Genomic DNA, 25430 nt, shown 5'->3' with positions numbered 1-25430 from the left:
TTGTGCTTCTTGCCATAGCTGAACTGCACCATCCCCGGATAAGAAAATTTTCCCTGTTAATTCAGCCGTCTTGCGCAATTACTGCTTTTTCGGTAGGTTGAAGCCGAAGATGGGACGGAATAATAGGTTTAAAATCCTTTGAAACATATCTTTCCTGATGGGGGTTATTCAGGAGGATATGTCGGAACCTAGGTGGCGGATCATTACTATGTTTTCTCACGAGAGCGTGTGGGCGGCCATTGATGCCCTGGCTGAACGTCATTCCCTGAGCGCGTCCGGTCTGGCGCGTCGTGCAGGGCTCGACCCTACGACCTTTAACAAATCCAAGCGCTATGCTTCCGATGGGCGTGCGCGCTGGCCTTCGACGGAATCGCTGGCCAAGGTGATGGAAGCAACCGGCTCGACGTTCGATGAATTCACACGGCTCATCCGTGGCGGAAACCGCACGCCGCAATTCGGCGAATATACGCAGGACATGCAGTCCATTCCATTGCTCGGCATGGCCGAAGCGGGCGCTGGCGGCTATTTTGACGATGCCGGTTTTCCGGCTGGACAAGGCTGGGACATTGTGGAATTCCCGGCCGGATCGGGAGAAGGTGTGTACGCGCTGGAGGTTTCGGGCGACTCAATGTTGCCCCTTTACCGTGATGGCGATACGCTGATCGTAGCACCCAATACCGCCATTCGCCGGGGCGATCGCGTGGTGGTGCGGACGAAAGACGGAGAAGTGATGGCCAAGATCCTGCATCGCCAGACGCCACGAACCATTGAGCTTCATTCGCTCAATCCCGAACATCCGAACCGCATTTTCGAGTCCAAGGATATCGAATGGGTCGCCCGCATTTTATGGGCGAGCCAGTAATGGCGCAATCGCAGGATAGAAGCCATGCACGCGCCGTTTTCGGCGGTCTGGCTGGCATAACAGGCGCAGTTCTGATCGCAGCCTTCGTGGCGCCGTTCTATGGCGCGCTGGATCGCCCGGTGGTCGTCATCAACTCCGGTGATACGAAGACAGAATCCGGTACGGGAAACGGCATCGTCGTCGAACAGTTCGACTATAACGAGCCGGGGACATCGGCTGAAACGGGCAATGCCTCGGAGGAGACGTCGCCGCAACCGGGCCAAGCCGCCCCCGTTGAAGGGCAGCGGCCTGCGTGGAAAGAGAACGGCAAGGTCAACGATCAGGTGAATGACAACGGCATTGAACGCGAGGCACCGCGTCCACCGCTGAGCGATCTCGGTCTTGCATCCACGCCCAAACCGCCAGAGCCACCGGCACCGGCCACGCCTGTCGATGCGGGCGAACAGATGCAGCTTTTGCAGCGACCTGTCGCTGTGGCGGCCGGACGGCTTGAAAGTCAGGGCCGTATGATTGAATTGCAGGGCATCGAAATCGTACCCTTAGAACAGACCTGCCAGACCGCTTCCGGTGAAAGCTGGCCGTGCGGCATGCAGGCGCGCACTGCCTTCCGGCAATGGCTGCGTTCCCGTGCCGTCATGTGCCGCCTGCCGCAAAATGTCAGCGGTGCTGCGGTCGCGACCGAATGCATGCTGGGCAATGAAGATGCAGCCGCATGGCTGGTTGCCAATGGCTGGGCGAAGGCTGTTCCGGGCGGTGCCTATGACGAAGCGGGTCGCAAGGCCGTGGAAGCGCGTCTCGGCATTTTCGGCGACAAGCCCGATACGTCTCTGCCCAATGCGGAGCCGGATAGCGGCAATATGATGGATAATCCGTCGCCGCTGGCACCTGAACCGGAGCCGCAGCCATCCTCGCCGTCGCCGCAGCCGCAGGGTGATTTCCCGCCCGCGCCGCCTGCACAATGACGAAAAGAGTGAAGCCTCTTAAAGCAAGCCTCCAAGAAGAGGGTCGTATCGAACTGGAATGCGGGTGCACCTGTTCTCAGATGCCAGAGAATACCGTTCGAAATGTGCTGTTCATCGACATGAGGTCTGCCGCGCACTGTGGTCGGAAGAAGTGGTTCGATCACCGACCATACGAAATCAGTTCGATCAAAGGCACTCTCACTGCCTCCAATCGCTGGAGACAGTGAAACGCAATATACTTTATAGTATGTCACGTAGCCTTTCTTGGCTCGGCGCAGGACTTCCTTGTCGCAGATGCTACTGTCCGGTCGTTTTTTCTCCGACGACGAGTGCGAGTGCACGGACCGGCGAGCCGGTTCCTTTCACGAATTTCAGGGGTGCTGCGATCAGGATCGCCCCCTTGGCTGGTAGCTGGTCAAGGTTGCTCAGGCTTGCCAGTCCGTATCGGTTTGCCTTGTGCATGAGGTTGTGTGCAGGAAACGGAGGGGTCATGGTTCCTGCGGATCCTGCATCCGTACCGACTGTTTCCTGACCCCAGCCGATGATGCCTTTGGAAAGCAGATATTCGATTGCTTCAACTGTTGGTCCCGGAGAATGCGGGCCGTTTTCATCGGCATTCAGAAATGTATCGGCCGAACCATTGCGCTTGTACCAGTCGGTACGCATCAAAACCCATGACCCGGCTTCAATTTCACCATGCTCTGCTTCCCATTCCCTGATGCTATCAACCGTCAGCAGATAATCAGCATCGGCGGCGGCTTGTGCGGAACGGTCGATTACGTTTACAGGAGCAACGAAGTTCTGTGGCGGGATCGTATCGGTGGTGTTGTTGGAGTGATCCTTGCCGGTGATCCAGTGACACGGGGCATCGAAATGGGTGCCGGTGTGCTCGCCAAGCTCTATCCAGTTCCAGGCCCAGAACGGACCGTCCTGATCATACTGGCTGATAGTGTGAACTTTAACGTTCGGTGTGTTTTTGCCGAATTGTGGGGGAAGGTAAAGGACGGGCGTATCCGGACCGAGTGGTGCGGTGATGTCAACGACCTTGACGGTGCCAGACAGCAGTCCGGACGCAAGGCTGGAAAGAGCAGATCTATCGTTCATGAAATCCCCATTTCGCCCTGAGCCGGCGCCGGCATTATTGTGCGGTCCTTGATGAACCGGTCTCTTTCGGACGTTCACTCGAAGCCTATGGCAGGGAATATGCTCTTGCAAGTATCTCTTTTACAAAATCTTCCAGGAATTTTCTCGCGGCAGAAGAGCGTTCGCCAATAAACCGAATTTTCTGGATTTTTTTGTCCGTGCGTCCTGCCGTGACTGGTAGTGAAACCTCGTGAAAGGTAATGCAGTTATATGCATTCAAGTATAATATCGGTCATCTGTAAAAACTGGGCTCGCATGTCGACGGCATTCTTCACAGTTCGATTGCTTTAAGGGAAGGTTTTTGTGTGATCTGCCGGCCAATAAAGGGCAGGTGTGTAGCGGTCAGGTTAATTTAGGCTTGAAATATCGGCTGTCTGGCGCAATTCTCATTGATTGCAGCGCAACGATATGCACCGGGCGGATAATGGATCTCGAATTTATAGTCACCGAAGTCGATGAGGGCGAGAAGCAGGAATTGCGCCTCTGGCTGCGTATGCTGGCAACAACCAGACTGGTTTCACAGGAAATCCGCCGCCGTCTGCGCAATGAATTTGGTGTCACGCTGCCACAATTTGACATTCTTGCCCAGCTTTACCGGGAACCGGACGGGTTGCGGCTGGGAGAACTCTCGCGTCGGACCATGGTGACGAATGGCAACATCACCGGCTTGATTGAGCGATTGGAAGCCGACGGTCTTGTGCGTCGTGAAACACCCGGCGCCGACAGACGCGTTACCGTCGCGCGATTGACTGATTCTGGGCAGACGGTGTTCGCAGAAATGGCGCGGGTCCATGAACGCTGGTTACGTGATCTGATGGCCGAGGTCGATCGCGACACGATCGCTTCGTTGCTGAGAGATATGAAGCGTGTCAAAAAATCGGTCGGCAATCACCTCATGGATGACAATGAGGAATAGCAACCCCAGCTCCGCCATTCGATATGGATGACTGACCTACTCTCTGTCTTCGTGTTGAGATACGATAAAAAACACAATAATAACAATTTGATATAAGGAACGATATAATTCCTGCACTTGCAGAAATTATCAGAGAATATTTGGCTTGCTTATTTGATCAAATGATCTTTAGATGTGCGCATGTTGGGAAGCCAATCCAAGTTGAAGCAGCGTTCATGCAGTCCGCTCAGGACGAAGATGTGAAAACAAAGGGACAGGACGGTGCTGGTTTGATTACGCCAGCTGACCAGATTTCCGGAAGGCCGGCTTTGACACTCGCTGAGGGGCGGGGCTGAGACGGAAAACAACAGGAGAGATAGATTTATGATCCGCCTTGCCAGACGCATCACCGAAAGTTCCAGCAAATCTTTTGGCATGTATGCCCGGGCAGCGGCACTCGGAGCGGATGCCGGTGACCTCATCCACATGGAGCTTGGCAGTCCCCATGCCGATACGCCACTGCATATCAAGCAGGCGACGGTCAATGCATTGATGGCAGGCGATGTCCATTATTCGCATTTTCAGGGAATTCCAAGATTGCGCGAAGCCCTGGCCGCCCGTCTGCGTGCAAAGAATGACATGGATGTTTCAGCCTCCGATATCGTTGTCACGAACGGGCTGACCCATGCGTCCTTTGCCGCTTTCATGGCGCTGCTTGACCCGGGCGACGAGGCGATCCTGCTGGAACCTTATTATCCTCAGCATATCGGCAAGATAGAGCTCGCCGGAGCCAAGCCTGTTCTGGCGCCGCTGGATGCCAGCGACCGTTTCTCGATCAAGGCGGAACTGATCGAACCGAAGATCACGGCCCGCACAAAAATGATTGTTCTGATCAATCCGTGTAACCCAACGGGACGGGTCTACAGTCGCGAGGAGCTGGAAGTTCTGGCGGATATTGCTCGCCGTCACGATCTGGTGGTGGTTTCTGACGAGGTTTACGAAGAGATACTGTTCGATGGCGCACGCCATGTTTCGATCGCTTCGTTGCCCGGCATGAAGGAGCGAACGATTTCAATGTTCGCCTTTACCAAGAGTTTCGCCATGGATGGTTGGCGACTTGGGTATCTCACCGCACCGCGGCATATGATCGAAGGTATCCTGAAGATCACGACCAACGACGTCACTCACGTGAACACATTCATTCAGGCGGGGGCGCTGGCGGCGGTCTCGGGGTCAGAGGAGATATTGGCCGAACTGGTGACGGAAGACAAAGTAAAGCGCGACATTGTTGTGTCGCGGTTAAATCAAATGTCAGGTGTCACGTGCGACTGGCCGGAAGGCACGATCTACGCGTTTCCCAAAATCGCTGCACTGGGTCTTAAATCTCAGGATATGGCTGAACGCATCATGACAGAGACGGGCGTTGTGCTGGAAGCGGGGAGTTTTTACGGAACGGGCGGTGAAGGGCATTTGCGTGTCTGTTTCGGTTCGCAATCGCTCGCACGTGTCAATGAAGCCATGGATCGCCTTCAGCGGTTCTTTGGTTCCCTTTGAGTGACTGGAGCATCTTCGCTGCGGTCTGGTTGCTCAGATCAATGCGATTTTAGTTGAAACTTAAAATTCCATATGATCAAATAATCAAATAGGTCGACGCAGGTAGGAGCAGGGACTTCTGCCGAAAAGAAACGACCCATAGAGGGAATAACAATATGATGATCTGTCGCCGTAATTTTCTGGCTATGGCAGGCCTTGCAAGCGCTCTGGCTGCAAGCTCCTTTGCCATGACATCTGCATCTCTGGCTGCCGACGCACTTAATATCGGTGCCTATCCCAGTAACCCTCCTTTCGAGTTGAAAAATGCCGATGGGACGTTCGAAGGCTTCGAAATCGATATCGCGACCGAGGCAGCCAAACGGGCCGGTCTGGAGCCGGAAATCGCTGATTACGGGTTTCAGGCCCTGTTTGCCGCAACGACTTCCCGGCGTATCGACGTGGCGGTTTCGTCCATAACAATCACGCCGGAACGCCTGAAATCACAGTCCTTCACCCAGCCTTACTACGATTCAGACATCGGGGTTGCGACCAAGACCGATAGTGCTGTCACCGGACTGGCCGATTTGAAGGGCAAGACCGTTGGTGCCCTTTCCGGCTCTACCGGCGAAAAATGGGTCAAGGAAAACAAAGAGGCCAAAGGCTTCGCCGATATCAAAGGCTATAACTCGCAACAGGATCTGTTTCTTGATCTCGGTGCAGGCCGCATAGATGCCGTCATTTCCGACATCCCCGGCATGGAACATCTCTTTCTGAAGATGAAGGGTTTTGCCGTGAAAGACCGAATTCAGACCGGGGAGCAATATGGTCTGATGATGGCGAAGGACCATCCGTTGCTTGGCAAGCTCAACGATGCGATTACCGCCATGAAGCAGGATGGGACCACTGCGGCTATTCACAAAAAATGGTTCGGTACGGAACCTGCAGCCAGTTCCTCGACAGTCACCGTCGTGCCGATCCCGAAGCCGTAATCTTTTGACGTTGGTGACAGATGGGCCGCATTTGCAGGATCGGCCCATCTTCGACCGTTACTTCTCAGACTGACCGGTCGTGCGCTCCCAGGATTTGCCTGCGAAGGACGCCAATATGACATTCGTCGAAACCTTCTTGAACACCGATGTTCTCGCTTCGAGCCTGCCAGCGCTTGGACGTGGCCTGCTCAATACGTTTCTCATCGGTATCGCCAGCATTTTCTTTGGTGTTCTGTCGGGTTTGCTGATCAGTATTGTCCGTATCTACGGACCGAAGGTTCTTCGTTATCTCGCGATCGCCTATATCGATGTATTCCGTGCCATGCCGGTTCTGGTCGTGCTGATCCTGATCTATTATGCACTTCCATTCATCGGGATACGCTTTTCTGCCTGGACCTCTGCCATCATGTCTTTCTCCATGGTTATGGCGGCATATTCGGCGGAAGTGTTCCGGTCTGGTATCGAAAGTGTACCACGCGGCCAGTTCGAAGCTGCTTCTGCGCTTGGAATTCCATTCCCGGTTACTCTCTGGAAAGTGGTTCTGCCACAGGCGATCCGTATCATCATTCCGCCGACTACCAGCAATTGTGTTTCCATGTTCAAGGACACCGCATTGGCGTCTACTGTGGCTCTGCCCGAGCTTTTGAAGGAAGCGCAGGACGCGCAGGCGCTTTATGCCAATCCGACACCATTGATCGGCGCAGCGCTTATCTATCTCATCCTCCTGCTGCCGCTGGTGCGCTTGGTCGCGCTTCTTGAGGCGCGTTTCAAAAAGGAGAGAGTCCGATAGTCCAATTCTGGTTTCATCGGCGGATATCGGCAACAGCAATATGGCAGGCATAACATGAGCGGTTATTTTCTCTATCACTCGATCGGTACATTTCCGGGTAAAGCGGAAAAGGTGAAAGCGGCACTTAGTCGTTATTCGGATATCTGGTCGGCAGAAAATGACTCTCAATGGCCGGCAATGCTGGCGGAGCGCGGGCATTTCATCCGAAGCTGGGAGAACCTGATCGGCGCTCCCGCGGGCTCCATGACTACTGCAGAGAATGTGACACTGGCCCTTTACAGTCTGATCGGTGCACTGCCTGAGGAATTATTGCGCGGCCGCCGAATCCTGGCCGCCGCCGATTGCTTCCCGAGTCTGCATTTTTTGCTGGCCGGGTTGCAGGCGCGGTTCGGATTTACGCTCGAAACCGTACCCATGAGACAGGGCGAGAGTTTTGTACGCGACGAGGATTTCATCGATGTTTGGGGTAGCGATGTTGCGATTGCGTTGGTGACATGGGTGTCGTCCACGACATCGAAGCGCGCCGACCTGGACCTGATGTCCAAACACGGCAGGCAGCACGGCACGATCATCGTTGCAGATGTCACCCAGGGCGTAGGCATCCGCCCCTTTTCCGTCGGAGAGATAGATGTCGTGGTGGGATCGTCTCTCAAATGGCTTTGTGGAAGTTCGGGAGCAGGGGCAATCTATGTGCGTCCGGGACTATTGACGATTTGCAAGCCGGAATTGCGTGGCTGGTTTAGTCAACCTAATCCGTTTTCCTGGGATCTTGATACTTTTGCCTATGCCGACGATGCGCGGCGCTTCGACCATGGCACGCCTGCCGTGCTGGCGGCTATAGCCTCGCAACCCGGCCTTGATTTTGTTTCCGTGACGGGTGTCGACGTGCTGGCCCGGCACAACGAACTGTTGACCGGCAAGATTGTGGAACGGGTCGCTGCCAACACTGCACTGTGGTTGGTCTCTCCAGAAAGGCCTGAAGAGCGCGGCGGTAGCGTGATGGTGCAAGCGGTTTCGGCTGAAAGGGCGGCCGCGATCGTGACCGCATTGAAGGTTGAAAATTTTTACTGTGATTGTCGCAGTCGTATTCTGCGGTTTTCACCTGGGTCGGTGACCTCCCTGATGGAAACGGAAGCCTTGTGTGATGCGCTGGATAGGCTGGCGCTCGATTAAGCCTTTTGGTTCCATGCCGATTTCTGCTCGAACCTGTTGTATTCACCGTATTTATGCGACACCCGGTGATCCTATCGGGTGGTAAAATGCTATAACTAAGGAACACGGAGACAAGGGATTTGAAGCAAATGATCGGTGAAACCCGTCTGTTGAAGGTATCCTCGCGCGTAACTGTGCAAGACGGTGTCTACCAACAGCTTCGCCAGGCTTTGATGTGGGGCTCATTCGAGCCGTCGCAGGCGGTGACGATCGCTTCACTTGCCGAGGAGTTCGGCACAAGCCATATGCCCGTACGTGAGGCGCTGCGACGGCTGGCGGCGGAGAACGGACTGGAAATCGCCCGTAATGGATCGGCACGTGTGCCTGATATTTCGCGGACACGGCTGGATGACATTTGTCGGGTCCGCGTTGCTCTCGAGGGGCTCGCCACAGAACTTGCAACGCCGCGGATGACGGCTGCCGATATTGACCGCTGTCTGACGCTCGCGCGGGAGCATGAAGCTCTCGGTCAAGAAGGCAAGATCTATGAGATGCTGCGCAAGAACCAGGAGTTTCATTTCACGATCTACGAACTATCGGGATCGGAAACATTACCCCAGATGATTGAAACGCTGTGGCTGCGACTTGGACCCTATATGCGCCTTCTTTCCAATCATGTCCGTCAGCAAGTGGACCAGGGTATTATCCATCCTTATTCAGCCTATCATTACGAAATGCTGGATGCCATTTGTGCCGGCGACGCAAAAAAAGCGGGCAGCCTGATGATCCAGGACATTGAAGCAACGCAACGGCTTTTGCAGAAACTTTGTTAGATATCGAAATACGTTTGCCTTGATTGCAGAATGACGCGCTCTAAAGGGCTGATCGTTGCGATGGACGTTAAACCCTTTCAAGCGCGATGGCGATACCTTGCCCCACACCGATGCACATCGTGGCGAGCGCAAAACGACCGCCACCAAGTTTCAGTTCCAGCGCTGCCGTGCCGGTGATGCGCGCTCCGGACATGCCGAGCGGATGTCCGAGAGCGATGGCACCGCCATTCGGATTGACGCGGATGTCGTCGTCGGCAACCCCAAGAAGACGTAACGTGGCCAATCCCTGGCTGGCGAAGGCTTCATTCAGTTCGATTATATCGAACTGCTCCTGCTTCATTCCCAGCCGTGCCATCAATTTCTGGCTGGCTGGCGCTGGGCCGATACCCATGATGCGTGGAGGAACTCCTGCCGTAGCACCACCCAGAACTCGAGCAACAGGCGTGAGGCCGAATTTGCGGGCAGCGGCTTCCGAAGCAATGATGAGCGCTGCCGCTCCATCGTTGACGCCCGACGCATTACCAGCTGTAACCGTGGCACCTTCCAGCCGGTTGATTGGTTTCAGTTTGGCCAGCGCGTCCAGCGTGGTTTCACGCGGATGTTCGTCAGCACCGACGACCACGGGATCACTCTTGCGCTGAGGAATGGAAACGGGCGTTATTTCTTGCGCCAGTCGGCCGTTGCTTTGTGCTGCTGCAGCCTTCTTCTGGCTTCGCAAGGCGAATTCATCCTGATCGGCGCGTGTGACCGCGTAATCGACAGCCACGTGATCCCCGGTCTCCGGCATGGAGTCGATGCCATATTGAGCTTTCATCACCGGATTGACGAAACGCCAGCCAATTGTCGTATCGTGAATTTCTGCGCGGCGGGAGAATGGGCTGTCTGCTTTAGGTAAAACAAAGGGCGCGCGGCTCATGCTTTCCACACCACCCGCAATCATAAGCTCTGCTTCGCCTGCACGAATGGCGCGCGCGGCGGCAAGCACGGCGTCCATCCCGGAACCGCAGAGCCTGTTGATCGTCGTACCGGTGGCGGTAACGGGATAACCGGCAAGCAGTGCCGCCATGCGCGCAACATTGCGGTTATCTTCCCCTGCCTGATTGGCGCAGCCGAAAATCACGTCCTCAATCGCCTCGCAATCCAGTGCCGGATTGCGCTCGACCAGTGCTTTGAGCGGAATAGCGGCAAGATCGTCCGTGCGGATGCTGGACAACGCCCCACCAAAACGTCCGATGGGGGTGCGGATGTAGTCGCAGATGAAAGCTTCTGTCATCGGGCTTCTCCAGTCTGGCGTGTCGCGAACATCGGGCCGCCCTTGATCGAGGGGAAGCCGTAGCCGTTGACCAAAACGAGATCAATGTCGTCGGAATGGCGCGCAATGCCTTCTTCAAGCAGGGCTTGCCCTTCATGCGCCATGGCGGCGAGCAGGCGCTGCATGATCGCTTCATCGCTGAAACTGTGTGCAACGATAGCGTTGCGCGCGCGGTAATCGTCGATCAGCGCGTGGACGTCGGGGTCGTTTGTGCGGACACCGTCCGCATAGCGATACCAGCCGAGACCGGCCTTGCGGCCAAAACGCCCGGCTTCGCATAGTTTGTCGGCAACGTCGAAATAGGGGAGGTTCGGATCGCGGCTTGCCGCCGCTCTCTTGCGCCGCGCCCAGGCAATTTCCAGGCCGGCCATGTCGTAAACTGCGAAGAGTCCCATCGGATAGCCATAGGCTTCCATGGCACGATCAATATCTTCGGGATAGGCGCCTTCAGCCAGCATTTTCTCTGCTTCCGTGCGATAGGCTGAAAACATCCGGTTGCCGATGAAGCCTTCGCAGACACCGGTGACGATGGGCAGCTTCTTGATCTTGCGGGCAAAGGCGATGCCCGTTGCAAGCGTCTCGTCGGAGGTTTCCGCGCACCGCACCACTTCCAGGAGCCGCATGATATTGGCTGGCGAGAAGAAATGTAATCCCAGCACCCGGTCGGTGCGGTTCGTAACGGCGGCGAGTTCATCCGGATTGAGATAGCTGGTATTGGTTGCCAGTATAGTTGCCGGAGGCAGCAAAGCGTCGAGCTCGCGGAACAGCGATGCCTTGACGGTGAAATCATCGAAGACGGCTTCGATGACGAGATTGGCATCGGCAAGGGCAGCCATATCGGCACTGACGGAGAGCTTTGCGCGTTGCGCGTCTGCGGCTTCGGTGGAAAGCCTGCCGGTATCGACAGCCTTCTGGATCATATCGCTGATCCGCGCATGGCCTTTGGCAGCTGCTTCCGCGGTCGTTTCATAGCCGATAACCGTGTAGCCAGCGGCAAGACAGGCGACGGCAATGCCTGATCCCATCAGGCCGGTCCCGGCAATGCCGATGGTCGAAAGCGCCAGAGGTTTTGCCTCCACGCCTTCGACTTTTCCAGCGGCGCGTTCGGCAAAGAAAAGATGCCGCAAGGCGGCTGCCTCTTCGCTGTCGCGCAGGCGGATGAAGGTTGTCCGTTCCTCGGCCAAACCTTCGGCAATCGAGATCGTGGTGGAAAGCTGCACCAGCCGCGCGGCTTCGCCAGGGGCGGTCGCGCCACGCGCTTTCTTCAGTATCTTGGCTTTGGCCTGTTCAAAGGTGGCGGCATCGGGCGCGGTAACCGGCAGATCGCAGGTCCGGCGCAAAGGCTTGCCGACCAGCGCATGGGTAAGCGCGATAGCGTCGGTCACAAGATCGCCGTCCGAGATCCGGTCGATCAAGTCCAGTTGCTGCGCTTCATCCGGGGCAATCTGGCGTCCCGTGGCGATCATGTCCAGTGCTGCGAGCGGCCCGATCAATCGGGGCAGGCGCTGCGTGCCGCCAGCGCCGGGCACGATCCCAAGCTTGACTTCCGGCAAGGCAAAGGAGGCGCTGGTCGATGCGATGCGGGCGTGAGCCGCAAGTGCTACTTCAAGTCCGCCGCCCAAAGCGGGGCCGTTGATTACGGCCACCACGGGTTTGTCGGCGTTTTCGATGATCGTGATGACATCCGGCAATGTCGGTTCAACCGGCGGTTTGCCGAATTCGCGAATGTCCGCCCCGCCGATGAAGATCTTGCCTGCACCGCTCAGCACGGTCGCCCGGATCGCAGCTGTTGCGGAAGCATGGTGAATGGCTGCGGCAAGCCCTTTGCGCACCTCGGCAGAGGTGGCATTGACCGGCGGGTTGTCGATCGTGACGACAAGAATGCCATCGACAACCATGCCTATCACAACGGGGGAGAATTCGCGTCTATCGGCCATGGTGGTCTCAGTCCGGTATCACGGCAAAAGCCTGTATTTCGATCTTGGCCCGGTCTTCGACCAGCGCGACCACCTGCACCGCCGCCATGGCGGGGAAGTGCTTGCCGATCACATCGCGATAGGCGCGACCGATGCCTTTCAGATTGGCGGTATATTCAGCCTTGTCGGTGAAATACCAGGTCATGGAGGCGATATGCTCCGGCCTGCCGCCAGCTTCCGCCAGAATGGCGACAATGTTCTTCAATGTCTGCTCGGTCTGCTCGACAAAATCGTCGGTCTCGAACTGTTGCTGTTCGTTCCAGCCGATCTGGCCGCCGATATAGACGGTGCGCCCACGCGTTTCAACGCCATTGGCATATCCGATGGGGCGGGCCCAGCCTTGCGGCTGAAGTGTCTTATGCATGTTGTGTCTCCAGAAAATACGTGCGGGAAAGGCTTAGTTGGCCTTCAGCAGTTCGCGCGCGATAATGAGTTTCTGCACTTCCGTTGCGCCCTCATAGATGCGAAGTGCGCGTATCTCGCGATAAAGCCGTTCGACGATTTCGCCGCTTTTCACACCGCGACCGCCAAACATCTGCACGGCCTTGTCGATGGTTTGCTGGGCGTTTTCCGTCGCAACCATCTTGGCCATCGCGGCTTCCTTGGTGGTGTTCAGCTTCTGAACGTCGCGCCGCCATGCGGCGCGATAGGTCAGAAGTGCTGCGGCGTCGATATCGGTCGCCATGTCGCCGAGCGTGGCTTGTGTCAGCTGCAAGTCGGCCAAAGCGCCGCCGAACATCGGGCGCGACCGCGCATGGGACAGCGCCTCGCTGGCCGCACGGCGTGCAAAGCCAAGTGCCGCCGCCGCAACCGATGCGCGGAAAATATCAAGCGTGCGCATGGCGATCTTGAAACCTTCGCCCGGCGCGCCGAGGCGGCGCGAGGCCGGGATGCGGCAATTGTCGAAGCGGATCGTGGCCAATGGATGCGGCGCGATCACATCAATGCGTTCCGCGATGGAAAACCCGGGATCGGTGGCGAAAACAACAAAGGCCGAAATGCCCCGTGTTCCCGGTGCTTCGCCCGTGCGGGCAAAGACGGTGTAGACATCGGCGATGCCGCCATTGGAAATCCACGTCTTTTCACCGTCGAGCACATAGTCATCGCCGTCGGCTCTGGCGGCGCAACTCATTGCCGCCACGTCGGACCCCGCCAGTTTTTCCGACAGGGCAAAGGCCGAAATCCATTCGCCGCTTGCCACTTTCGGGAGCACGGTCTGCTTGAGTTCGTCCGATGCCGTGAGGCTGATCGCACCGGTGCCAAGGCCCTGCATAGCAAAAGCGAAATCAGCGAGACCATCGTGGTAGGCCAGTGTCTCGCGGGCAATGCAAAGCTTGCGGGAATCGATACCTTCGTCGCCCGTCAAGCTGACTGCTGCTTCCAGCAGCCCGGCTTTGCCGAGTGCCTTCACCAGCGCGCGGCAGGCATTGTCCGTGTCGCTGTGGTCGACACCGGCCAGCGCCGGGCTTTTAGCAAAGGCATCCAGTTTTGCGGCCCAGTCGGCATGGGCGCTTCCAAAAAACGGCCAGTCGAGATGCTCCCGCGTCAGCGGCTTTGCTGCGGAACTATCCATCGTCAGTTCCCCTCGAAAACGGGCTTCTGCTTGGCTGCGAAAGCCTCGAAGGCACGGCGGAAATCCTGCGTTGCCATGCAGATCGCCTGTGCTTGCGCTTCCGATTCCACCAGCTCTTCAATGCCCATCGCCCATTCCTGATTGAGCATGGTTTTGGTCATGCCATGCGCGAACCACGGACCGTCGGCAATACTACGCGCCAGCGCTTCGGCCTTACCCGGAAGATCGCCTTTTGGATGCAGCGCGTTGAAGAAGCCCCAGCGCTCGCCCTCGTCGGCGCTCATGAAGCGTCCGGTATAAAGAAGTTCCGACGCGCGGCCCTGGCCGATCAGTCGCGGGAGAATACCGCATGCGCCCATATCGGCGCCAGCAAGGCCGACGCGGGTGAAGAGGAAGGCCGTCTTGGCTTCCGGCGTGGCGATACGCAAATCCGATGCCATGGCCAGAATGGCGCCAGCGCCTGCGCAAATGCCGTCAACGGCAGCAATGATCTGCTGCGGACATTTGCGCATGGCCTTGACGACATCGCCGGTCATGCGCGTGAAAGCCAGAAGATCTGGCATCGTCATATGGGTCAGCGGTTCGATGATCTCGAAAACATCGCCGCCCGACGAGAAGTTTCCGCCAGCGCCGGTCAGGACGATGGTGCGCACGTCGGAGGCATAGACGAGATTGCGAAACAGGTCGCGCAGCTCGGCATAGCTCTCAAACGTCAGCGGATTTTTCCGGTCCGGGCGGTTCAGGGTCAGCGTGGCAACGCGACCGTCTTCGCTCGTCTGCCATAGAAAATGCGTCGCCTGATAATCCTTGAAGGGCTTCAGATTGCTCGCCATCGAAACAGTGCCGTCGCTCATCCTGCCATTACCTCCCCACCGGCGATTGCAATCGCCTGTCCAGTTATCGATTGCGCGCCGGGCGATGTGAGCCACAGCACGGTTTCAGCCACTTCTTCCGGCTGTATCAGGCGTCCCTGCGGGTTCGCCTTGACGAATTCCGCCAGCACATCTTCCTCCGACCGCCCGGTCTTCGCGACAATGGCGGCAATCGAGCGGGAAATGATCGGCGTATCGGTGAAGCCGGGGCAAACGGCGTTGACGGTCACGCCCTTGCGGGCGAGTTCCAGCGCCAGCGCGCGGGTCAACCCGACGACCCCGTGCTTTGCGGCGCAATAGGCCGAGACATAAGCATAGCCGCTCAGGCCCGCCGTGGAGGCGATATTGATGATGCGCCCGCCTTTGCCGCCCGCCTTGATGTCGTCAAGGGTGGCCTGCGTTACATTGAAAACGCCGGTCAGATCGACGTCGAGTACACGGCTCCACATGTCGAGGCTGGTTTTCTCGAAAGGTGCGCTCGGTGCTTCCCCGGCATTGTTGACAAGAATGCTGACCGGCCCGAAAGCGGCGCGCGCGCTGTCCAGCCCGGTTGCAATGGCTTCGCGGTTGGTCACATCGAAACCATCGGCAATGAAGCATCGCTGCCAGTCCAGAAGGGCGGCGGTTGCTTCCAGCGGTTCGCGGCGGCGACCCGCCAGGGTTACGTTGGCCCCGGCGCGCGCAAGACCAACGGCGATCGCGGCGCCGATGCCGCTACCGGCGCCGGTGACCAGCGCATGCTTGCCGGAAAGGGCAAGGCCAACTGCGGCATCGTTCATCGCAATCTCCCGTTACTTCGCGCCTTGCGGCGCTGTGGCGGCGCGGGCGAGATTGGCTTCATACTGATATTTGGCGGAGCGATATTGCTTCGGCCATGCGATGGAGTTGATGCCGATTTTCGCCGCCTCATGGAGCGCCCATGACGGATCGGCAAGATGCGGGCGTGCCACCGCGCAAAGATCGGCGCGTCCTGCTGCGATGATCGAATTCGCATGATCGGCTTCCGAAATCGCGCCGACTGCAATGGTCGGGATTTGGATTTCGTTGCGGATCTTGTCGGAGAACGGGGTCTGGAACAAACGACCGTAGACCGGCTTTTCTTCCTTCCAGACCTGACCCGACGAACAGTCGATCAGATCGGCACCTGCGGCCTTGAACATCTCCGCAAGGATCGCCGCATCTTCCGGCGTGTTGCCGCCTTCGAACCAGTCGTGGCAGGAAAGACGAACCGAGATCGGCTTGTCCTGTGGCCAGACTTCGCGGATCGCATGGAAGACTTCCAGCGGATAGCGTGTGCGGTTTTCATAAGCACCGCCATATTCATCCTCGCGCCGGTTGGTGAGCGGCGAGAGGAAGCTCGACAGAAGATAGCCATGCGCACAGTGCAGTTCGAGCCAATCGACGCCCGCTTCCGCCGCACGTTTGGTTGCGGCGACGAAGTCGGCTTTCACCCGATCCATGTCGGCGCGATCCATCGCCTTTGGCGTCTGGCTGTGCTTGAGATAGGGCAGGGCGGATGCGGACAGAAGCGGCCATGCACCCTCGTCCAGCGGCTGGTCGATCCCTTCCCATGCAAGCTTGGTAGCACCTTTGCGCCCGGCATGGCCGATCTGCATGGCAACTTTTGCATTGCTGTTGTTGTGCACGAAATCCACAACGCGCTTCCAGCCTTCGGCCTGTGCATCGTTCCAGATGCCGAGACAGCCGGGCGTAATCCGTGCATCAGGCGACACGCAGGTCATTTCGGCAAAGACCAGTCCCGCGCCGCCCATGGCGCGGCTGCCCAGATGCACCATATGGAAATCGTCGATCAGGCCATCAGTCGCGGAATACATCGCCATCGGCGACACGACGATGCGGTTTGGCAGTGTCACGCCACGCAGCGTATAGGGCGTGAACATCGGCGGCAGGCAACGCTCGTCTTCCGTCACGTTCAGCCCCTGCTTGCGGGCAAACCAGCGCTCATAGCCTTCCAGCCAGTTCTTGTCGCGCAGGCGCAGATTTTCGTGGCTGATGCGCTGCGAGCGCGTCAGCATGGAATACATGAACTGTTCCGGCTCCAGCGTGTCGGCATAACGCTGGCCTACGACCTCGAACCATTCCATGGCATTGCGCGCAGCGTTTTGAATGCGTGCGACATCGACGCGGCGGATTTCCTCATAGGCATGCAGGACTTCAGGAATGCCTTCCTTGCCGTGGCCGAGTTTCTGGAACTGGTTGGCCAGTTCAATCGCGTCGTCGATGGCGAGTTTGGTGCCCGATCCGATGGCGAAATGCGCGGTATGGGCTGCGTCACCCATCAGCACCACATGGGAATTGCCGTTGAAGTGGCTCCATTTTCCGCAAATCAGGCGGTTGAAGTTCAGCCAGGCCGAGCCACGCATATGGCGCGCATTGGTCATCAGCGGCACGCCTTCCAGCGTTTCCGCAAAAAGCTTTTCGCAGAAATCGATGGATGCGGTCTGGTCCATCTGGTCCAGGCCATGCGCCAGATAGGCTTCCTCGGTGGTTTCGATGATGAAGGTCGAGGTTTTGTCGTCGAACTTGTAGATATGCGCCTGGAACCAGCCGTGTTCGGTCTTGCGGAAGTCGAAGGTAAAGGCGTCGAACAGCTTTTCCGTGCCGAGCCAGATATAGCGATTGGGCCGCACGATCAGATCGGGCTCGAACACATCCTCATAGCGATTGCGAATGCGGGAGTTCAGACCGTCCGAAGCGATGATGAGATCGGCGTCCGGGAAATCGAGATCGCTTTCCACGTCGGTTTCAAATTGCAGCTTCACGCCCAGCGCTTCGCAGCGCAGCTGAAGAATGTTGAGCAGGCGCTTGCGCCCGATGCCGACAAAGCCGTGACCGCTGGTGCGCTGGCGCGTGCCCTTGAACAGCACCTCGATATCGTCCCAGTGATTGAAGGCGTCCTGAATTTCGGCCGCACTTTCCGGGTCCCAGACCTTCATGGATTCCATGGTCGCGTCGGAAAACACCACACCCCAGCCGAACGTGTCATAGGGGCGGTTTCGCTCCACGACCGTAATGTCATGTTCCGGATGAAGTTTTTTCATCAGAAGGCCGAAATAAAGGCCGGCCGGACCTCCTCCAATACACACGATACGCATGTTGAGTTCCCTTTCCGATATGCTGCCAAACGGCGCCGGTTAATTATTTTAAGTTTAAAATATAATTGGCGACTTCGACGCGTCAAGTGAAAAAATCGCCATCTTTTTCATATCGCCTACGACACAGGGGAAATGGCTGTGAACTAAAATATGCAAATGCAATAATTATAATCACACCAAAAACCGCTATTGACACAGTTTAGAATTGGAAAATATGCTGATGCAAATGAATTGATATTCCGGCAAACGGAAAAGGGGAACTATCATGGCGGAGCGGTCGTTCGCCCGCGAGGTCGAGGATCTGAAACTCGGCTCAGGCGAAATTTTCAGTGGTGAAGGCATTCTCGCCATCACCAAGGCGCTGTTGCAGTCGGGCGTGTCCTATGTCGGCGGCTATCAGGGTTCGCCGATTTCCCACCTCATGGACGTTCTCGCGGATGCGAAGGACGTGATGGAAGATCTGGGCGTTCATTTCGAATCGTCCGCGTCGGAAGCTGCGGCTGCGGCCATGCTTTCCGCCTCCGTGATGTATCCGGTGCGCGGTGCGGTGACGTGGAAATCGACGGCTGGCACCAATGTCGCCTCCGACGCCCTGTCCAACCTTGCCTCTGGCGGGGTGACCGGCGGCGCGCTGGTCATCATCGGCGAGGATTATGGCGAAGGCTCCTCCATCATGCAGGAGCGCAGCCATGCCTATGCGATGAAATCGCAAATGTGGCTCTTGACGCCGCGGCCCAACCTGCCCTCGATTGTGGAAGCCGTTGAAAAAGGCTTTGAACTGTCAGAAGCCTCCAACACGCCCGTCATGTTGCAGGTCGGCATTCGCAGCTGCCACGTGCATGGTCAATTTGTGGCGAAGGATAACAAGCGGCCTGCCCACACGCTGGCCGAAGCGCTGGAAAATCCGAGGCGCGACGTCAACCGCATCGTCCTGCCGCCTGCATCTTTCCTGCATGAGAAGGAAAAGCTCGAAAAGCGCTGGCCCGCAGCCGTCGAGTTCGTCAAAGCCAATCGTCTCAACGAATATTTCGGTCCGAAAGAGGGCGATGTCGGCATCATCCTGCAAGGTGGGCTTTACAACAGCGCCATGCGCGCCTTGCAGCAAATGGGGCTGGCCGATGTTTACGGCGAAAGCCGGGTTCCGCTCTATGTGATGAATGTCGCCTATCCGATGATAGACGACGAGGTCATCGACTTCGTTGCCGGCAAAAAAGCCGTGGTGATGCTGGAGGAAGGTGCGCCCGAATATATCGAGCAGGCGCTGCATACGCTGCTGCGCCGCCGCGATATCCAGACAAAACTGTCCGGCAAGGACGTGCTGCCGCTCGGCGGCGAATATACGACGCCTGTGCTTTTGAAGGGCTTGACGGCGTTCTTCGATGCGCATGCGCCGCAATTGCTCGGCAACCGTCCGCCGCTGCCCGATCCGTCGCCGGTTCTGGCCGATGAGCGCGTCAAGGCGCTGGCCGAAGTGGTGCCGCCGCGCCCCGCAGGTTTCTGCACCGGTTGCCCGGAACGCCCGATCTTCGCCGCCATGAAGCTGGTGGAAAAGGAGCTCGGCGAGCATCACGTGTCAGCCGATATCGGCTGCCACCTCTTTTCCATTCTGCCGCCGTTCAATCTCGGCGGCACGACCATGGGTTACGGCCTTGGTCCGGCCTCGGCCTCCGCTTTCAACGTGCCTGCGGGCAAACGCTCCATTTCCGTGATGGGTGATGGCGGTTTCTGGCACAACGGTCTTGCCACTTCGGTCGGCAATGCCGTCTTCAACAAGCAGGACGGCGTCATCCTCGTGGTCGACAATTACTATTCGTCGGCGACGGGCGGTCAGGACGTGATGTCCTCCAGAGCGATCAATCCGCGCCGCAAGACCAACAATTCCATCGTCGATGCGGTCAAGGGAATTGGTGCGGGCTGGGTCCGCCAGATCGACCACACCTATGACGTTGCAAAGATGCGCGACACGCTGAAGGAAGCGCTGACGACGGAAGAAAAAGGCCCAAAGATCATCGTGGCGTCGTCGGAATGCATGCTCAACAAGCAGCGCCGCGTGAAGCCGCAATTCGCCAAGGCGGTTAAAGACGGCAAGCGGATGGTCAAGCAGCGTTTCGGTGTCGATGAGGATGTGTGCACCGGCGATCACGCCTGTATTCGTCTGTCGGGCTGCCCTTCGCTTTCGGTGAAGCACACCGACGATCCGCTGAAGGACGATCCGGTCGCGGCCATCGACAATTCCTGCGTCGGTTGCGGCAATTGCGGTGAAGTTTCGGAAGCGGCGGTTCTGTGCCCGTCCTTCTATCGCGCCGATGTCATCCACAACCCGACGGGTTGGGACAAGTTCGTGCATCGTCTGCGCTCCGGCGTCATCGGCTGGCTGCAAAAGCGCCGCCGCGCGTCTCGCATTGTCTTTGCGGATTGAGGAACAGGCCATGTCTACATTGAATGCATCGCCGTCCGCCCTTCTTTCGCAGGACAAACCGCTATCGATTGCCATCCTCGCCATGGGCGGGCAGGGCGGCGGCGTTCTGGCCGACTGGGTTGTGGCACTGGCGGAAAACAATGGCTGGGTTGCGCAGACCACCTCCGTGCCCGGCGTGGCGCAGAGAACCGGCGCGACGATCTATTATCTCGAACTGTTGCGGACCCGCGAAGGGGCGCATCCCATCCTGTCGCTGATGCCCACGCCCGGCGACGTCGATATCGTCATCGCGGCTGAATTGATGGAAGCGGGGCGCTCGGTGCTGCGCGGCCTCGTGACGCCGGACAAGACATTGCTCATCACTTCCACCCATCGCTCCTTCGCGGTGGGCGAAAAGGAAAAGCCGGGCGACGGCATCGGCAATCCGGTGGTCGTTGAGGACGCGACAGCTTTTGCTGCGCGCAAGACCATTGCCTTTGACATGGAAGCGCTGGCGACAAAAAGCGGCAGCGTGGTGTCTTCGGCTTTGTTCGGCGCGCTTGCGGCTTCCGGCGCTTTGCCTTTCGACAAGGCCGCCTTCGAAGCGACCATCAAGTCTGGTGGCAAGGGCATCGAGGCAAGTCTCAGGGCTTTTGAAGATGCCTATCAGCGCGCGCTTGGCGGCGCGAATGACAAGCTTGCGGCAACGCCCGCAAAGCGGCTCGACCCTCTGCCCGAACGGTCCGATCATCCGGCACTTGACGGGCTTATCAAGCGCATTCGCAGCGAATTCCCGGGTGAATGTCATCCGATGTTTTTTGCGGGCATCAAGAAACTGACCGAGTTTCAGGACCCGGCCTATGCGGATGAATATCTGACCCGTTGCGCTGCTTTGCTCAAGGCCGATCGCGATAATGGCGGCACGGCGCATGGCTTTGCCTTCACCGAGCAGGCGGCAAAATATGTCGCTATCGCCATGGCCTATGACGATGTGGTCCGGGTGGCCGAAATCAAGGTGCGGGGCTCGCGGTTTGAGCGGGTGCGTAAGGAAATCGGCCTCAAGAAAGACCAGATTGCCTATACGACCGAATATATGCATCCGCGCATGGAAGAAGTGTGCGGCACTTTGCCGAAAGGCATCGGCGCCTGGATCGAAAATCGACCAAAACTCTTTGCTTGGCTCGACAAGCGCATCAGCAAGGGTCGCCGGGTGAATACGGGAACATTGTTCTGGTTCACGGGGCTTTATGTCGTTTCGGAGCTGCGGCGTTTTCGACGCGGCAGCCTGCGCCATCAGCGTGAGGTCGAACATCGCGAAGCCTGGCTGGCACAGGCGCTGGCCGCCTTACCCAAGAATTACGATCTCGCGGTCGAGGTGCTTGGTTGCCGCCGTCTGGTCAAGGGCTACTCCGACACGCATTCGCGCGGCTTGTCGAAATTCGACCGCGTCCTGTCCGCCTTGCCAGTTCTCAGTGAGCGTAACGACGGCGCAGCCTGGCTGCGGCGTCTGCGGCAGGCAGCCTTGCTGGACGAACAGGGTATCGCGCTTGATGGCGCGCTGAAAACAATCGCGACGCTCTGAGAGAAGCGCGCCGCTATTTCAAAGAAAAAAGGGGAAGGACTATGTCTCAAGCGCAGAGCATAGATGCGCCGGCTGTTGCCGGAAAGGAAATATCGGCAGGCAAAAGCCTGCTCGTCGTCGGCCTGTGCTGGCTTGCCATTTTTGCGGAAGGCTATGATGTCGGCGTCATCGGGGCCATTCTGCCCGCCTTGTCCGTCGATCCGGTCTGGCAACTGACGCCGATAGAGCTTGGCGCCATCGGCAGCTATACGGTGATCGGCATGCTGATCGGCGGCATTCTTGCGGGCACGCTGAGCGAGCTTCATGGGCGCAAACCGCTATTCGTCGCCTGTATCACTCTGTTTTCGCTGTGCATGATCGTCAGCGCCATGGCGCCGTCGCCTTTCATCTTCGGGCTGAGCCGGTTCATTTCCGGCATCGGGCTTGGCGGGATTATTCCGGTCGCCGCCGCGCTGACGGTGGAATATTCCCCGATCAAGAAGAAGAGCTTCAACTACGGTCTCATGTATTCGGGTTATTCAATGGGATTACTCGCCGCCGCCTTGTGCGGTCGCGGCTTTCTCGAAGCGCATGGTTGGCGCACCATCGTGTTGATCGGCGCAATCCCGCTGCTGTTTGTTCCGATCTTCCTCGCATTCCTGCCGGAAAGCGTGGAATCGCTGGTCCAGCGCGGTAAGCATGATGCAGCGCGCAAGACGGCAGCGCGCATGGGCGTCGGCGTTCCGGCGGCAATTGTCCGCAAGCATGGCAAGGTTGGCTGGCGCACCGTTTTCAGCGAAATCTTCTCCCCGAAAAAGGCGTTCGAAACCGCCTGTTTCTGGATCGCACTCTTCATGGGGCTGCTCTTGGTCTATGGTCTCGCACAATGGCTGCCGCAGATCATGCGCAAGAATGGCTATGATCTTGGCAACAGCCTGCTCTTCCTTGCTGTCTTCAGCCTCAGCTCGGCGATTGGCGGTATTGTATTGGGCACATGGGCGGATCGCTTTGGCGTGCGCCGCACGGTTGCCTGCTCCTATGCGCTGGGCGCGCTTGGCATTGTGGCGCTCGCCTTCAAGGGCTCGCTGCTGATGAACTATGTGTTTGTCGCAATTGCCGGTTTTGGCACCGTGTCGGCGTCGCTGGTTCTGACAGGCTTTCTGGCCCAGCGACTTGATTCCTCGATCCGTTCTGCCGGAACCGGATGGGCGTTGAGCTTCTCGCGCATTGGCGCGCTGTCGGGTCCGCTTCTGGGCGGTTTGATCGCAAGCCTCAATGTCGGCCCGCAGTGGAACTTCTATATCTTTGCCATCGTCGCCGCTTTGGCCGCTGTGGCAACCGCGCTGATCCCGTCGCGCTCGACGGACTAAGCCACGAAAAGGCCGATCCGCTCTCAAGAGCGGATCGGCCTATTATTCAGCATACTATCAAAGTTCGTTCTTACGGATATTGCGCAGCATTTTCTGCAAGGTGCCGACAAAGGCGCGATGCTCGTCTTCATCAATGCCTTCAAACAATTGCAACAGCAGATCATACATGACCGGCCATGCTTCGTTAAAAATGTTGCGGCCTTCTTCGGTCATCGAAATATCGCGAATGCGCATGTCTTCTGCACGCGCCTGACGGCGGATGTAACCCTGCTCTTCAAGGGAATCGAGGGTGCGGCTCATCGTCGATTGTTCGGTCACGGTAAAGACCGCAAGCTCGTTGATCGTGGCCGAAGGCGTGACACTTAGGACAGCCAGCGTTCGCAATTTGACTGTCGTGATCTGGCGGCCTTTCAGCGCCTCCGCAAGGTTCGCATTGTAGCGTGCCATCAGGCGGTTCATCAGGTAGGGTGCAAAACTGTTCAGACCGATTTCGCCCAGCGAACGCGCGGGGTTCTCCTCCTGATGTTCGGAAGCCAGAACCGTACCTGAGAAGCGTTCCTCCATGAATTCCCTCACTTTAGATCATGGTTACAATAGTCATGCGCCCGATGCGGTGAGACATCAGGCGCAACAAGGCGCTCTCATCGGTGTTAATATCGGTTGTGGAAAGATGCCAGAGAAAAAGGCGGATGCGATCTTGCAATTGCATCCGCGGCTGTTTCTGGATCAGGAGCGGGAGGCCTCACCCGAGATGCCGTTACCGCTGGTGGCAATGGCAACCTTGTCGTCGTTGAGGCTGAAACTCTCGCGGGTGACTACAAGAACGATAGCCAGAATGATCGCTTCCATGATCGCGAAGGTCAGGAAGGCGCTGACAAAGGACCCGCCCGAAACCTTGATGACCACGCCCATGACCCAGGGCGAAATGAACGTCGCAAGGATGGCGAAGATTTCGGCATAGCCAACCGCCGCCGTCGCCAGCTCTTCTGGGTATTTTTCACTGAGAAAGGCGAAGATCGCACCGCCGCCGAAAAGTGCCATGCCGCTCAGGAGCGCCATCAGGATGAGCCAGCCGAAGCCAAGCGGTATGGCCATGCCGACGGTGAACATTGCCGCGACGAGGACGGCAAGCACGGTTCCGAACTTGATCATCCCTGTTTTGTTCAGGCGGTCGGCGGCGTAACCACCGATGACGAGAAACACGACCTGCGACAGTCCCATCAAGGTGCCGATTAGGGCGGCGTCTTCCACCGGCATCTGATGCACGGCAATATATCCGGGAATGACCCAGGTGGCGGTTCCGGCAATGGCCATCGTGCAGGCCGAAATGCCGAGGCTGCCGACGATAATCCATTTCGAGCGGAAGATGCTGGCCAGAGACGCCGTGGAGGTTTGCTGCTTTTCCGGCTCCCAGCGGAAATCCTTATAGCCGATATGAGCCGGATTGTTGCGGGTGAAGAGCAGCACAGCCGCCGCCGTCACCAGCGTTCCGATGGCAAGAATAGCAAAGAAGGTGCGCCAGCCGTAGGTGATGGAAAGCGGAATGCCAATCGCAAAGTCCAGCGTGATTGCAAGACTATAGGCCGCGAGGATCAAGCCGATCATGCTGCCGCGCCGCTTCTGCGGGAACCAGCCGATGATGAGTTTCATGTTGCCGAGGAAGATTGCGGCATCGAAGAAACCGATGAACAGGCGCAACGCAATCAGCTGCGCGTAGGTTTGCACATAGACTTGCGCCACCATGCCGACAGCGGTGCAGAACAGACCGATCAGCAGCAGCGACCGGGCATTCATGCGGCGGCTCAATTGTGACCAGACAATCATACCGAGACCATAGGTCAGTGCGAAAATCCCCTGTGCCAGACCGGCCTGCGCGGAATCAAGCTGGAGCGTTTCCGAAATGAACGGTATCACTGCCGCAAAGGCGTACCAGTCAGCGGCGAGAAACATCTCGCACAAAAGCGCCAGCGCCAGCATTCCCCATTGCCAGCGCTTTATTCTGGTTTGATCGAAGTCCGATAGGCTTTCCCATTGCATGGCTGGTTCCCCTTATTTTTACCTGCAAAGTTATGACGCTTCCTCGCGGGAGCGTG

Annotated in this window: 21 protein-coding genes and 1 pseudogene; 11 read left to right on the top strand and 11 right to left on the bottom strand. The window is 57.7% G+C overall.

Features of this window, described 5'->3' with window-relative positions; genetic code table 11:
* Nucleotides 1-208 precede the first annotated feature (208 nt).
* The gene (locus tag AAE521_RS19985; protein WP_012093365.1) at nt 209-862 is read left to right on the top strand and encodes a S24 family peptidase; all 654 of its coding nucleotides are present in this window, start codon (nt 209-211) and stop codon (nt 860-862) included.
* On the top strand, nt 862-1824 hold the full coding sequence (locus AAE521_RS19980; RefSeq protein ID WP_071631211.1) for a thermonuclease family protein: 963 nt from the start codon (nt 862-864) through the stop codon (nt 1822-1824). Before AAE521_RS19985 ends, AAE521_RS19980 begins: the two co-directional genes overlap by 1 nt.
* A 62-nt stretch (nt 1825-1886) precedes the next feature.
* Here AAE521_RS19980 and AAE521_RS19975 read toward each other — a convergent pair.
* Nucleotides 1887-2036, bottom strand: a pseudogene (locus tag AAE521_RS19975) (transposase); the annotation flags it as partial.
* 85 nt (nt 2037-2121) lie between these two features.
* Nucleotides 2122-2928: a cyclase family protein gene (locus AAE521_RS19970; RefSeq protein WP_071631213.1), complete on the bottom strand. Its 807-nt coding sequence runs from the start codon at nt 2926-2928 to the stop codon at nt 2122-2124.
* A 463-nt stretch (nt 2929-3391) separates the two neighbouring features.
* Here AAE521_RS19970 and AAE521_RS19965 point away from each other — a divergent pair, with 463 nt between their 5' ends.
* The 6 genes from AAE521_RS19965 (at nt 3392) to AAE521_RS19940 (ending at nt 9159) form a co-directional block, all read left to right on the top strand.
* Nucleotides 3392-3883 carry a MarR family winged helix-turn-helix transcriptional regulator gene (locus AAE521_RS19965; protein ID WP_071631214.1) on the top strand — a complete coding sequence of 164 codons (492 nt, stop codon included), beginning with the start codon at nt 3392-3394 and terminating at the stop codon, nt 3881-3883.
* Between the two features lie 363 nt (nt 3884-4246).
* Entirely contained in the window at nt 4247-5416 is a 1170-nt protein-coding gene (locus AAE521_RS19960) for a pyridoxal phosphate-dependent aminotransferase (protein ID WP_071631215.1), read from the top strand.
* A 155-nt stretch (nt 5417-5571) separates the two neighbouring features.
* Entirely contained in the window at nt 5572-6384 is an 813-nt protein-coding gene (locus AAE521_RS19955) for an ABC transporter substrate-binding protein (protein WP_151663265.1), read from the top strand.
* Nucleotides 6385-6499: 115 nt separating this feature from the next.
* On the top strand, nt 6500-7174 hold the full coding sequence (locus AAE521_RS19950) for an amino acid ABC transporter permease (RefSeq protein ID WP_010659204.1): 675 nt from the start codon (nt 6500-6502) through the stop codon (nt 7172-7174).
* 54 nt (nt 7175-7228) lie between these two features.
* Entirely contained in the window at nt 7229-8347 is a 1119-nt protein-coding gene (locus AAE521_RS19945; protein ID WP_071631218.1) for an aminotransferase class V-fold PLP-dependent enzyme, read from the top strand.
* 128 nt (nt 8348-8475) lie between these two features.
* Nucleotides 8476-9159 carry a GntR family transcriptional regulator gene (locus AAE521_RS19940; RefSeq protein ID WP_342062225.1) on the top strand — a complete coding sequence of 228 codons (684 nt, stop codon included), beginning with the start codon at nt 8476-8478 and terminating at the stop codon, nt 9157-9159.
* 67 nt (nt 9160-9226) lie between these two features.
* Here AAE521_RS19940 and pcaF read toward each other — a convergent pair whose 3' ends face one another.
* From pcaF to AAE521_RS19905, 7 genes are read right to left on the bottom strand one after another with little or no spacing between them, the layout of a single operon-like run.
* Nucleotides 9227-10432: a 3-oxoadipyl-CoA thiolase gene (pcaF, locus tag AAE521_RS19935; protein WP_071631219.1), complete on the bottom strand. Its 1206-nt coding sequence runs from the start codon at nt 10430-10432 to the stop codon at nt 9227-9229.
* On the bottom strand, nt 10429-12408 hold the full coding sequence (locus tag AAE521_RS19930; protein WP_071631220.1) for a 3-hydroxyacyl-CoA dehydrogenase NAD-binding domain-containing protein: 1980 nt from the start codon (nt 12406-12408) through the stop codon (nt 10429-10431). The genes pcaF and AAE521_RS19930 overlap by 4 nt, the downstream gene beginning before the upstream one ends.
* 7 nt (nt 12409-12415) lie before the next feature.
* Nucleotides 12416-12811 (bottom strand): RidA family protein, encoded by a 396-nt coding sequence (locus AAE521_RS19925; protein WP_071631221.1) that lies wholly within the window; start codon nt 12809-12811, stop codon nt 12416-12418.
* A 33-nt stretch (nt 12812-12844) separates the two neighbouring features.
* Nucleotides 12845-14020: an acyl-CoA dehydrogenase family protein gene (locus AAE521_RS19920; RefSeq protein WP_342062224.1), complete on the bottom strand. Its 1176-nt coding sequence runs from the start codon at nt 14018-14020 to the stop codon at nt 12845-12847.
* Between the two features lie 2 nt (nt 14021-14022).
* Complete coding sequence (locus AAE521_RS19915; protein WP_342062223.1) at nt 14023-14874, bottom strand: enoyl-CoA hydratase family protein; 852 nt, start codon at nt 14872-14874, stop codon at nt 14023-14025.
* Entirely contained in the window at nt 14871-15671 is an 801-nt protein-coding gene (locus tag AAE521_RS19910) for an SDR family NAD(P)-dependent oxidoreductase (protein ID WP_071631224.1), read from the bottom strand. Before AAE521_RS19910 ends, AAE521_RS19915 begins: the two co-directional genes overlap by 4 nt.
* A 12-nt stretch (nt 15672-15683) precedes the next feature.
* Nucleotides 15684-18008 carry a bifunctional salicylyl-CoA 5-hydroxylase/oxidoreductase gene (locus tag AAE521_RS19905; protein ID WP_342062222.1) on the bottom strand — a complete coding sequence of 775 codons (2325 nt, stop codon included), beginning with the start codon at nt 18006-18008 and terminating at the stop codon, nt 15684-15686.
* 265 nt (nt 18009-18273) lie between these two features.
* On the opposite strand from AAE521_RS19905, the gene AAE521_RS19900 reads away from it, so the two are divergent.
* The 3 genes from AAE521_RS19900 to AAE521_RS19890 are packed head-to-tail and all read left to right on the top strand — an operon-like array spanning nt 18274 to nt 23337.
* Complete coding sequence (locus AAE521_RS19900) at nt 18274-20427, top strand: ferredoxin family protein (protein WP_012093348.1); 2154 nt, start codon at nt 18274-18276, stop codon at nt 20425-20427.
* A 10-nt stretch (nt 20428-20437) separates the two neighbouring features.
* Complete coding sequence (locus tag AAE521_RS19895) at nt 20438-21988, top strand: indolepyruvate oxidoreductase subunit beta family protein (protein WP_342062221.1); 1551 nt, start codon at nt 20438-20440, stop codon at nt 21986-21988.
* Nucleotides 21989-22029: 41 nt separating this feature from the next.
* A complete protein-coding gene (locus tag AAE521_RS19890) occupies nt 22030-23337 on the top strand; it encodes an MFS transporter (RefSeq protein WP_071631228.1) in 1308 nt (435 codons plus the stop codon).
* A gap of 57 nt (nt 23338-23394) precedes the next feature.
* Here AAE521_RS19890 and AAE521_RS19885 read toward each other — a convergent pair whose 3' ends face one another.
* Nucleotides 23395-23901 (bottom strand): MarR family winged helix-turn-helix transcriptional regulator, encoded by a 507-nt coding sequence (locus tag AAE521_RS19885; RefSeq protein ID WP_010659191.1) that lies wholly within the window; start codon nt 23899-23901, stop codon nt 23395-23397.
* 162 nt (nt 23902-24063) lie between these two features.
* Nucleotides 24064-25374, bottom strand: coding sequence for an MFS transporter (locus tag AAE521_RS19880; RefSeq protein ID WP_071631229.1), 1311 nt, complete (start codon nt 25372-25374; stop codon nt 24064-24066).
* Between the last annotated feature and the right edge of the window lie 56 nt (nt 25375-25430).

This window comes from Brucella cytisi, assembly GCF_038433355.1.
Classification (GTDB): domain Bacteria; phylum Pseudomonadota; class Alphaproteobacteria; order Rhizobiales; family Rhizobiaceae; genus Brucella; species Brucella cytisi.
This window is presented reverse-complemented; position numbering and strand designations above follow the sequence as displayed.